General features: G+C 61.3%; 10 protein-coding genes, 2 tRNA genes and 1 pseudogene. 5 read left to right on the top strand and 8 right to left on the bottom strand.

What is annotated here, in order from left to right; translation table 11 throughout:
* Window positions 1-364 (bottom strand): GTP-binding protein (locus tag E5X88_RS05315; protein WP_292158944.1); only part of this gene is annotated, 364 nt, incomplete at its 3' end.
* Window positions 365-670: 306 nt separating this feature from the next.
* Between E5X88_RS05315 and E5X88_RS05310 the strand changes: the two genes are divergently transcribed.
* Entirely contained in the window at window positions 671-1,558 is an 888-nt protein-coding gene (locus tag E5X88_RS05310) for a DMT family transporter (RefSeq protein ID WP_292158941.1), read from the top strand.
* A gap of 51 nt (window positions 1,559-1,609) precedes the next feature.
* On the opposite strand, the gene E5X88_RS05305 is transcribed toward E5X88_RS05310, so the two are convergent.
* The gene (locus E5X88_RS05305) at window positions 1,610-2,419 is read right to left on the bottom strand and encodes a sulfotransferase family 2 domain-containing protein (RefSeq protein WP_292158939.1); all 810 of its coding nucleotides are present in this window, start codon (window positions 2,417-2,419) and stop codon (window positions 1,610-1,612) included.
* On the opposite strand from E5X88_RS05305, the gene E5X88_RS05300 reads away from it, so the two are divergent.
* Window positions 2,388-2,786, top strand: a complete 399-nt coding sequence (locus E5X88_RS05300) for a hypothetical protein (protein WP_292158937.1) — start codon at window positions 2,388-2,390, stop codon at window positions 2,784-2,786. The two genes, E5X88_RS05305 and E5X88_RS05300, sit on opposite strands and share 32 nt — an antisense overlap.
* Here the strand turns inward: E5X88_RS05300 and E5X88_RS05295 are convergent.
* On the bottom strand, window positions 2,783-3,040 hold the full coding sequence (locus tag E5X88_RS05295; RefSeq protein ID WP_292158935.1) for a GlsB/YeaQ/YmgE family stress response membrane protein: 258 nt from the start codon (window positions 3,038-3,040) through the stop codon (window positions 2,783-2,785). The two genes, E5X88_RS05300 and E5X88_RS05295, sit on opposite strands and share 4 nt — an antisense overlap.
* Before the next feature lie 159 nt (window positions 3,041-3,199).
* Here E5X88_RS05295 and E5X88_RS05290 point away from each other — a divergent pair.
* Window positions 3,200-3,672 (top strand): annotated as a pseudogene (locus E5X88_RS05290) (YidB family protein).
* Between the two features lie 158 nt (window positions 3,673-3,830).
* Here the strand turns inward: E5X88_RS05290 and E5X88_RS05285 are convergent.
* Window positions 3,831-3,904 (bottom strand) — tRNA-Gly (locus E5X88_RS05285).
* Between the two features lie 26 nt (window positions 3,905-3,930).
* Window positions 3,931-4,015: transfer RNA gene (locus E5X88_RS05280), tRNA-Tyr, on the bottom strand.
* Window positions 4,016-4,215: 200 nt separating this feature from the next.
* Here E5X88_RS05280 and E5X88_RS05275 point away from each other — a divergent pair.
* Entirely contained in the window at window positions 4,216-5,058 is an 843-nt protein-coding gene (locus tag E5X88_RS05275) for an RNA methyltransferase (RefSeq protein WP_292158933.1), read from the top strand.
* 83 nt (window positions 5,059-5,141) lie between these two features.
* Here the strand turns inward: E5X88_RS05275 and E5X88_RS05270 are convergent, their stop codons facing one another.
* From E5X88_RS05270 to gcl, 3 genes are read right to left on the bottom strand one after another with little or no spacing between them, the layout of a single operon-like run.
* Entirely contained in the window at window positions 5,142-6,029 is an 888-nt protein-coding gene (locus E5X88_RS05270) for a 2-hydroxy-3-oxopropionate reductase (RefSeq protein WP_292158932.1), read from the bottom strand.
* A 58-nt stretch (window positions 6,030-6,087) separates the two neighbouring features.
* Window positions 6,088-6,885, bottom strand: a complete 798-nt coding sequence (otnI, locus tag E5X88_RS05265; protein ID WP_292158930.1) for a 2-oxo-tetronate isomerase — start codon at window positions 6,883-6,885, stop codon at window positions 6,088-6,090.
* A gap of 24 nt (window positions 6,886-6,909) precedes the next feature.
* Window positions 6,910-8,691: a glyoxylate carboligase gene (gcl, locus tag E5X88_RS05260; RefSeq protein WP_292158927.1), complete on the bottom strand. Its 1,782-nt coding sequence runs from the start codon at window positions 8,689-8,691 to the stop codon at window positions 6,910-6,912.
* A gap of 202 nt (window positions 8,692-8,893) precedes the next feature.
* Between gcl and bhcR the strand changes: the two genes are divergently transcribed.
* Window positions 8,894-9,712, top strand: a complete 819-nt coding sequence (bhcR, locus tag E5X88_RS05255; RefSeq protein WP_292158925.1) for an HTH-type transcriptional regulator BhcR — start codon at window positions 8,894-8,896, stop codon at window positions 9,710-9,712.
* Window positions 9,713-9,736: the final 24 nt, after the last annotated feature.

Below are 9,736 nucleotides of genomic sequence, written 5' to 3'. Positions count from 1 at the left end.
CGACCTGACGGGCAAGCAGGATGTGCTCGCGCGTCTGCGGCATCGGGCCGTCGGCCGCCGACACAACCAGGATCGCCCCGTCCATCTGCGCGGCACCGGTGATCATGTTCTTCACATAGTCGGCATGCCCGGGGCAGTCGACATGCGCGTAGTGGCGGTTCTCCGTCTCGTATTCGACATGCGCCGTCGAAATCGTGATGCCGCGCGCCTTCTCCTCCGGCGCCGCATCGATCTGGTCGTAGCGCTTGTATTCGCCAAAATACTTCGTGATCGCCGCCGTCAGCGACGTCTTGCCATGATCAACGTGGCCAATCGTGCCGATGTTCACATGAGGCTTTGTACGCTCGAATTTACCTTTTGCCATAGTCTCTTTCCTTGGACGGCCGGGACCTTCAGTTCAGTCGAATGCGGGGCGATTAGCGACTACAGCCGAAAAACACAAGTGCCTTGTGGCCGAGCGCACGCCCACCCAGTCTGAACCCGTAATCCGGTTTTCGGGGATGTGGCGCGGATATAGGAACGCGTAGGAAGAAATGGAATGGGCGAAGATAGGTTCCGCTGACATCGGCATTCAGCGGATGGATATCGCCCTCCCGCTTGTCTGCCCTGCTGGTTTTACGGTCGGATCTGGCCCATTGCCGGTGTGGCGCCACTCTGATCTCCTGACTGGATGCATTTCATCCCGATCGCCATCCGCGGCCCGCTGTTCATGGTCCTCTCGACCGGGTCCTATGTCGTCAACGACACGATGATGAAGCTCGCGACGGTGGGGTTGCCACCTTATGAGGTGCTGCTCCTGCGCGGGACGGCGGCAACGCTGTGGGGCATCCCGTTGCTGTTTTCGCTGGGCTACGCCAGGCAGATCCCGCTGATCCTCGACAGGAGGGTGTTACAGAGAAACCTGCTCGAGCTGGCGGCAATCCTTTGCTATGTGGTGGCGCTCGCCAACATGCAGATCGCCGATTCGACCGCCCTGGGGCAGATCACTCCCCTGCTCGTGCTGGTCGGCTCCTCCGTCATCTTCCGCGAGCGGATCGGCGGGCTGCGCATGGCGCTGATCGGGCTCGGCTTCATCGGAGCGGTGATGGTGGCGCAGCCGACCACGCAGGGAATCTCGATCTACGCCTTGCTGGCGCTCGGCAACGCCGCATTCGCCGCCGCGCGCGATCTGGCCGGGCGGCAGGTCGCCGCCAATGTGCCTGGAATGATCGTCGCGATTTCCGCGGTGGTGGTGGTGCTGGTCGGCTCAGGCGTTGCGCATCTTATGTCCGAGCGTTGGGTGATGCCCGAAACGCATCATTTGCTGCTGATGGCCGGGGCCGGATTGTTTCTGATCTTCGGCCATTTTTTCATCTTCATGGCCTATCGCGTTGGCCCGACCGGCGTCGTGGCGCCGTTCTACTACTGCTTCACCGTCTGGGCGGTCATCTCGGGTCTGGTGGTGTTCCAGGAATTCCCGAACGCGCTGGCGATCGGCGGCATCCTGCTGGTGATCGCCAGTGGGCTGACCATCGTGTCGCTCGACGAGCGCAGGCGCCGGCTGACCGTGGTGGCCTAGAGCATGTGGCGATCGCTGGACGTGCTGAAGGATAACCGGCGCGATCGGCACCTAAAGGCTTATCCTCGGCTCGACAAGCGAGCGTTTAAGCATGAAGTGAAGGAGATTGCGCGCCGTTCGGGGGTAGACGATCCGGCCATCGCGCAAGGCTGCCGGATCGCCGAAAACATGCAGCGTTGAGGGATCGCCGGCGTCGCCTTCAGGAATACCTCCCCATTTTTGCGGATCGTAGTGGTCGACGAGAAAACCATAGTCGTAACGGCAAAACCGCATCGCCTTGGCCAGTGCCGCCGGCGACAGATCCGAAGGGCTGATTTTCCTGCCGCCGATCTGCAGCCGGGGCAGATCGAGCGCCCGTCCGCTTACGGAAGACAAAAACGCCTCCACTTTGTCCATCTGCTCGAATTTGAAGACATGTTCGAAGAGGAACAGGCTGCAGCCGGTAAAATAGCGCGGCGATGCCACGTGGAACTGGATCTCCCACGAACATGCGCAGTATTTCTCGATGTTGAAAATGAAGGTATCGAAGTCTGGGTCAACCGGAATGCCAAAGTTTTCGAGCTTCACTTTGTCCGCAGTCGGCCTAGTCAAAACCCGAGCATCGGATATCCTGCTCGTATAGGCCGAGAGGAGCCTTTCCAGCGGATCGCGAACGATCGTGAACTTGCCCTTGTGTCCGTCATAGACCGCAAGGAAGGGATCGACGTAATTCGTCGTCAGTTGCCCGTGAACCTCATTGTCCGGATCGGCGAGAGCGCGCTGATTTCCGTCGAGCGCCATAAGCGCGTATTTGATGCTGCTGCTGCCGCTCTTGGGAATAGGATAGTAGGTGATTGCGAGCTGTTTTATTTCAATCGCCATTGCCGACCTGCGCCATGTTAGAAACGCTCAACCAAGTTATCGTTTCGTTTTCGCATTCTCTGTCAAAGAAATCATGGTGGGGGAAATGCCTGACCTGCCTGTCAGAATAGGCGGTGACGCGGCTCTCGAAACAGCCTTGAGGCGTTTGCTCGATGAGTTGTGGCCAATTCTGGCCGGAGGACTCGAGGCTAGCCTCAACATGCTGATCCGGGAGATTTTCAAAACGGATCAGGTGGGGCGTTTCAGAGGGTCGCGGCTTCCCAGAGCGGAAAGCCGCGACATTGAATACAGGACCGAATGCGGCCGGTTAGAATACGTCGCGCAGCTCGTCGAAGCGGCTCCGCTTTGCCGGGCTTCCGATTTCTAGAGAGCCCGCTTCCCGGTGAACTGGTGATAGGCCCAAAGAACAACCACCGCGCCGATCACGGCGACGATCAGGCTGTAGATGTTGAGGCCGGTAACCCCTGACGCGCCAAAGGCGCTGAAGATCAGCCCGCCGACGATGGCACCCACGATCCCGAGCACGATATCGAGCACAAGGCCCTGCCCGCTCTTGTTGACGATCTTGCTGCCAAGAAAACCGGCGATGACGCCGAGGATGATCCAGCTTAGTATCGACATTTTCCTCTCCATTCCCCGCCCTCAATTACTTCCACATCATCAAGCAAAGCTCAAGCCAACTTGAAATTCGCGATTACGGAAAGCTTCAGCCAACTTGAAATTCAGCCCGAATGGGTCATTGTGGGTATGGGATGGGCAACATTGACATGGAGATCCACAATGGGATTGTTTGACAATGCCGTTCCCGGCGGCAACGTCGCCAAGCCGCTGATGATCGCGCTCGGTGCGTTGCTGGTTGGAAAAATGCTGAGCGGCAAAAGTGCCGACCAGACGGACCAGGCTGAAAGCCCCGCCCCCGCGCCTTCCCCATCGGGGACGACCACATCCGCCGATGGCGGCCTGCTTGGCGGACTGGGTGGCCTGCTCGATAGACTGAAAGAAGTCGGGCACGGCAATACCGCCGATTCGTGGGTCGGCACCGGGCAGAACCAGCCGATCCAGGCCAACGACCTGGGCAATGCGCTAGGCCCACAGGTCATTCGCGAGATCGCGCAAGGACAGGGTTGAACGAGCAGGACTTGCTCAAGCAATTGTCCGCGGCCTTGCCGGGTATCGTCGACCAGCTGACGCCGAACGGCCAAGTGCCGCAGCAGCATCAGGTCGCGTCGATATTCAGCAAATTCAGCAACTAGCTCGCCGCGCCCCGTTGGACGCGCCACGAAGCTCCAACACCATGAATTTCAATTGCGGACGGTCCCGTCCGCAAAGCGTTTCAATCTGCGCTGACCTTTGGCTTGGGATCATGCGCGAGACTTGCAGCGGACGGGAATCTGCACCGGGTTGGGAAATCTGGAGCGGGTAGCGGGAATCGAACCCGCATATTCAGCTTGGAAGGCTGCTGCTCTACCACTGAGCTATACCCGCACGCTTCAAGGCTTCCGGGCTGGCAGTGGTGGAGAGGGTTGGATTCGAACCAACGTAGGCTAAGCCAACGGATTTACAGTCCGTCCCCTTTAACCACTCGGGCACCTCTCCAGCCTGCCGTCGAAGCCTTGCAACGAGGCATTCTCGCTGATCAGGGTCGAAACCTCCGGTTTTGTCCGAAATCAGCGAAGCGCCTTATGGCGGCAAGGTCATTGGGTGTCAACCGCGCAGCAAGCCTTTTTCGTTGTTGTTCGGTATCCGCCGCAACGTGCCATATCCTTAGCCGAAGTAGGCGGTTATAGAAGCCAGCCATGAGCAATAAGGCAGGCACCCCCAAAGATACCCACTATGCCAAGCTGCGCCGCGCCCATCGCGACGAGAAGGCCGGCGGCGCGCCAGCGTTCAGGCCGCGCCAGCCAATACCGCCCGGCGAGAACCCGGCGGATGGGCTGGTGCGGCTTTACGGCCTGCACACGGTGCGGGCAGCGCTCGACAATCCGCGCCGACGGATCAAGAAGATGCTGGTGACGCGCAACGCCGCCGAGCGTCTGGCAATCACCGACCTCGCCGCCCTGCCCTTCAAGACAGAGGTGGTGGAGCCGAAGGATATCGACAAGGTCACCGGCTCCGATGCCGTGCATCAAGGCGTGCTGATCGAGGCCGAACCGCTGAAGCCCAAGCGCCTCGATGCGCTCGGCGACACAAGGCTGGTGCTGGTCCTCGACCAAGTCACCGACCCGCACAATGTCGGCGCGATCCTGCGCTCGGCGGTCGCCTTCAGCGCCGGCGCGCTGATCACCACAGCGCGCCACAGCCCGCAGGAATCCGGCGTGCTGGCGAAATCGGCCTCCGGCGCGCTGGAGCATATCGACCAGATCGAGGTGAAGAACCTCGCCGACGCGCTCGGCCAGTTGCACGAGGCCGGCTTCCAGACCATCGGCCTCGATTCGGACGGACCGGCGGAACTCGAGAAGAGCTTTACCGGGGAAAAGATCGCGCTGGTGCTGGGCGCCGAAGGCAAGGGCCTGCGCCAGAAGACGCGCGAGACGGTGACCACGCTCGCCCGGCTCGACATGCCCGGCGCCATCCGCTCACTCAATGTGTCGAACGCCGCGGCGGTAAGCCTTTATGCGGCGAGGAAGTTTTTGGGTTAGGGGAGTAGGGCAATATAGGGCAGTAAGGGAGCAGGGGAATAGGCAAGTTTGTCTGATGCCGTGAACAGACCTTTCCTACTGCCCTACTCCCCTAAACTATGTCCCGCCATCCGCTCCAGCGCCCTGACCAGGGCCGAGTGATCCTCCTTGGCGCCGCCATTGGCCGCGCAGGAATTGAACAGTTGCTGCGTCGTCGAAGTATTGGGCAGCGCGACACCAAGCGCCTTCGCGCCTTCCAGCGCCAGGTTGAGGTCCTTCTGGTGCAGTTCGATGCGGAAACCCGGCGCGAAGGTGCGCTTGATCATGCGCTCGCCATGCACTTCGAGGATGCGCGAGGCGGCCAGTCCGCCCATCAGCGCCTGCCGGACCTTGGCTGGATCAGCACCCGCTTTTGAAGCAAAAACAAGGGCTTCGGCGACGGCTTCAATGGTCAGCGCGACGACGATCTGGTTGGCGACCTTAGTGATCTGGCCGACGCCGTTCGGCCCGACCAGCGTGATGTTCTTGCCCATCTTTTCGAATACCGGCCTGGCGCGCTCGAAGGCTTTTTCCTCGCCGCCGACCATGATGGTCAGCGACGCCGACTTGGCACCGACCTCGCCGCCCGACACCGGCGCGTCGAGATAATCGCAGCCGAGCCCATTGATCTTCTTAGCAAAAACCTTGGTTTCGATCGGCGAGATCGAGCTCATGTCGATGACCAGCTTGCCCCCGGTCAGGCCGGATGCGACGCCGTTTTCGCCAAACAGCACATCGGCCACTTCAGGCGTATCAGGCACCATGGTGATGACGATGCCGGCCGCTTTCGCCACAGCGTTATGGCCGGTGACGGTCTTCAAACCCTTGGCGACGAGACCGGCCGGCGGCTTGGAGCGGTGGTCACTGGCGACGACGGTGTAGCCCGCGTCGAGCAGATGCCCCGCCATCGGCGCGCCCATGATGCCGAGGCCGATAAAGCCGATGGTTTCCATGTGGTTCTCCGTTCTCTGTTAAGGCCGCGTTCCTTCGCGCGCCCCTCTGGCCTGCCAACTAAGCCGCCGCGCTTCCCTGCCCGGCCAATTCCCGAAACCACCCAAGTCCAGCCTCCGTCCCCGCCTTCGGCTTGTACTCCGCTCCGATCCAGCCCGAATAACCAATGCTGTCGATGTGGTTATACAGAAAGGGGAAATTGATCTCGCCCGTCCCCGGCTCATGACGGCCGGGATTGTCCGCAAGCTGGATGTGCGCGATGCGGCCGAGGTTTGCCTCGATGGTGCGGGCGAGATCCCCCTCCATGATCTGCATGTGGTAGATGTCGTATTGCAGGAACAGGTTCTTCGAGCCGACGCGATCGATGAGCGCCAAGGCCTGGTCCGAGTAATTCAGGAAGAAGCCGGGAATATCGCGCGTGTTGATCGGCTCGATCAAAAGCTTGATGCCGGCCTGCTCCAGCTTCTCGGCGGCGAAAGCCAGGTTATCGGCGAAGACATTTTCCAGCACGCTTCGCTCGACGCCTTGCGGCGCGATGCCGGCGAGACAGTTGACCTGCTCGCAGCCCAGCGCATGGGCATAGGTGATCGCCTTGGCGACGCCTTGCCGGAATGCGGGGATCCGATCCGGCAGCACGGCGATGCCGCGCTCGCCCTTGGCCCAATCGCCGGCCGGCAGGTTGAACAGCACCTGCGTCAGGCCGTTCTTGCTGAGCCGCGCCGCAACCACTTCCGGTGCATGGTCGTAGGGGCCGATATACTCGACGCCCTTGAAACCGGCGCGCGCGGCGGCATCGAAGCGATCGAGGAAATCATGCTCGCCAAAGAGCATCGAGAGATTGGCTGAAAAACGCGGCATTCTTTTTTCTCCTTCTTCTCCGCCTTAGTCGAGCATCACGATCGCAGTCGGCGCATCTTCATGGCTTTCGGCAAGCTCCTCGAATTCGGTAATCTTGTCGATTTCGGTGCCCATCGAAATGTTGGTGACCCGCTCGAGGATGAATTCGAGCACGACCGGAACCTGGTGCTCCTTCATCAGGCGCTGTGCCTGCTTGAAGGCGCCCGCGAATTCCTCCGGCTTGCGCACCCGAACCGCCTTGCAGCCCATGGCCTCGGCGACGGCGACATGATCGACGCCATAGCCGGCCTCGGGATCGTCCTTCCGGTTAACGTTCTCGAAGGCGAGGCTGACCTCGAAATCCATCGAAAAGCCGCGCTGCGCCTGACGGATCAGGCCGAGATAGGCATTGTTCACGACGACATGGATATAGGGCAATCTGTGCTGCGCGCCGACCGCCAGTTCCTCGATCATGAACTGGAAATCATAGTCGCCGGACAGCGCGACGATGTTGCGCTGCGGATCGGCGGCGCGAACGCCAAGTGCCGCCGGCAACGTCCAGCCGAGCGGCCCGGCCTGGCCGCAATTGATCCAGTTGCGCGGCTTGTAGACATGCAGGAACTGCGCGCCGGCGATCTGCGAAAGCCCGATGGTGGTGACATAGGTGGTGTCGCGGCCGAATGCCTTGTTCATCTCCTCGTAGACGCGCTGCGGCTTCAGCGGCACCTGGTCGAAATGCGTCTTGCGCTTCATCGTCTTCTTGCGCTGCTGGCATTCCCGGGTCCAGCCGGACCAGTCGCGCAGCTTTCCCGCCGTCTTCCACTCGGTGGCGACGTCAAGCAGCATTTTCAGCGCAGCACCGGCATCCGAGACGACACCGAGATCCGGCGCAAAGACGCGGCCTATCTGCGTCGGCTCGATGTCGACATGGATGAATTTTTTGCCCTTCGTGTAGACGTCGACCGAGCCGGTGTGGCGATTGGCCCAGCGGTTGCCGATGCCGAAGACGAAGTCGGCCTCGAGCATCGTCGCATTGCCGTAGCGGTGCGACGTCTGCAATCCGCACATGCCGGCCATCAGCCGGTGGTCGTCGGGGATCGCGCCCCAGCCCATCAGCGTTGGGATGACAGGCACGCCGGTGACTTCCGCGAACTCGATCAGCAGATCCGAAGCATCGGCATTGATGATGCCGCCGCCGGCGACGATGACAGGCTTTTCCGCCGCGTTGAGCATTTTCAGCGCCTTCTCCGCCTGGCTGCGCGACATTGCCGGCTTGAACGGCACCAACGGCTCGTAGGCATCGATGTCGAACTCGATCTCGGCCAGTTGCACGTCGACCGGCAGATCGACGAGGACCGGACCCGGCCGCGACGAGCGCATCAGATGGAACGCCTTCTGCAGCGCCATCGGCACGAGATAGGGCTCCATGACGGTGACCGCCCATTTGGCGACGGGCGCTGCGATGGCGGCAATGTCGACGGCCTGAAAATCCTCCTTGTTGAGACGCGCACGCGGCGCCTGGCCGGTGATGCAAAGGATGGGAATAGAATCGGCCGCGGCCGAATAGAGGCCGGTGATCATGTCGGTGCCAGCCGGACCCGAAGTGCCGATGCACAGACCGATATTGCCTGACTTGGCGCGGGTATAGCCTTCGGCCATGTGCGACGCCGCCTCGACGTGGCGCGCGAGGATGTGGCGGATCGTGCCCCTCGCCTTCAGCGCCGAATAGAATGGGTTGATCGCTGCGCCCGGCACGCCGAAGGCGCAGGAAATGCCTTCCTTTTCGAGAACGAGAACCGCTGCGTCGACTGCGCGCATCCTGGCCATTTCAGCCTCCACGGAATTTGTTGATGGCTGAGAATGCCAGCGCGTCAACTATTTTTCAATTTTTTCAGAATATTTTTTCATTTCTAGAAAACGGTAATTACCTACTGATTTTATTCTGTTTTCCATTTTTCAGGTTTGGCCCGCGCAAGTCAGTGAAAAACTTTTTCATTGTGGATTTGGCGAGATCAGGGAGAATGGCGCCATGGAAACGACCGAAAAACGCCAGCGCGGACGGCCGCGCGCCTTCCACGGTCCGTCCGAGGCCGCTTCGGTGCAGTCGCTCGACCGGGCATTGCGTATTCTCGCCATTGTCGCCGAGGGCAGCGGCCTGTCGCTGAGCGAGATCGCCGCACAGAGCGGCCTCGCGGCGTCCACCGCCTACCGCATGCTGACCACGCTGGAGAACCACGGCATGGTCGAGTTCGACGGCACCGACCAGCTCTGGTCGATCGGTGTCGAGACCTATCGCATGGGCGCGGCGTTCCTGCGCCGCCGCAAGCTGGTCGACCGCGCCCGCATCGTCATGCAGGAACTGATGGAGAAGACCGGCGAGACCGCCAACCTCGGTGTCGCCGAGGATGATTGCGTCGTCTTCGTCAGCCAGGTGGAGACGCACCAGGCAATCCGCGCCTTCTTCCGGCCGGGCACGCGCAGTTCCTTCCATGCGTCGGGCATCGGCAAGGCAGTGCTGGCGCATCTCGAGCCGGAGCGCGTCGGCGCCATCCTGCGCCGGGCCGGGCTGGAGCACTTCACAGAAAAGACGCTTTCCGACATCTCCGCTCTGGCCCGCGATCTCGTGACGATCAAGCTGCGCGGCTGGTCGGTTGACGACGAGGAGCGGCACCCCGGCATGCGCTGCGTGGCCGCCGCCATCTTCAACGAATTCGGCGAACCGATCGGCGGGGTTTCGGTTTCGGGACCGACCGTTCGGGTAACGCCGGAACGGCTGGCCGAGATCGGCCCGCTCGTGCACGATGCGGCAGCCGAAGTGACGAAGATGATCGGCGGCAGGACGCCCTGACTACGCTCCGGGCGGGCAATCATC

Origin of the sequence: Mesorhizobium sp. (genome assembly GCF_004962245.1) — a bacterium.
Taxonomy (GTDB): domain Bacteria; phylum Pseudomonadota; class Alphaproteobacteria; order Rhizobiales; family Rhizobiaceae; genus Mesorhizobium.
This window is presented reverse-complemented; position numbering and strand designations above follow the sequence as displayed.

Coding starts and splice junctions, on each gene's coding strand:
- E5X88_RS05310 (WP_292158941.1), top strand. CDS start 671: ATGCATTTCATCCCGATCGCCATCCGCGGCCCGCTGTTCATGGTCCTC.
- E5X88_RS05305 (WP_292158939.1), bottom strand. CDS start 2,419: ATGGCGATTGAAATAAAACAGCTCGCAATCACCTACTATCCTATTCCC.
- E5X88_RS05295 (WP_292158935.1), bottom strand. CDS start 3,040: ATGTCGATACTAAGCTGGATCATCCTCGGCGTCATCGCCGGTTTTCTT.
- E5X88_RS05275 (WP_292158933.1), top strand. CDS start 4,216: ATGAGCAATAAGGCAGGCACCCCCAAAGATACCCACTATGCCAAGCTG.
- E5X88_RS05270 (WP_292158932.1), bottom strand. CDS start 6,029: ATGGAAACCATCGGCTTTATCGGCCTCGGCATCATGGGCGCGCCGATG.
- otnI (WP_292158930.1), bottom strand. CDS start 6,885: ATGCCGCGTTTTTCAGCCAATCTCTCGATGCTCTTTGGCGAGCATGAT.
- gcl (WP_292158927.1), bottom strand. CDS start 8,691: ATGGCCAGGATGCGCGCAGTCGACGCAGCGGTTCTCGTTCTCGAAAAG.
- bhcR (WP_292158925.1), top strand. CDS start 8,894: ATGGAAACGACCGAAAAACGCCAGCGCGGACGGCCGCGCGCCTTCCAC.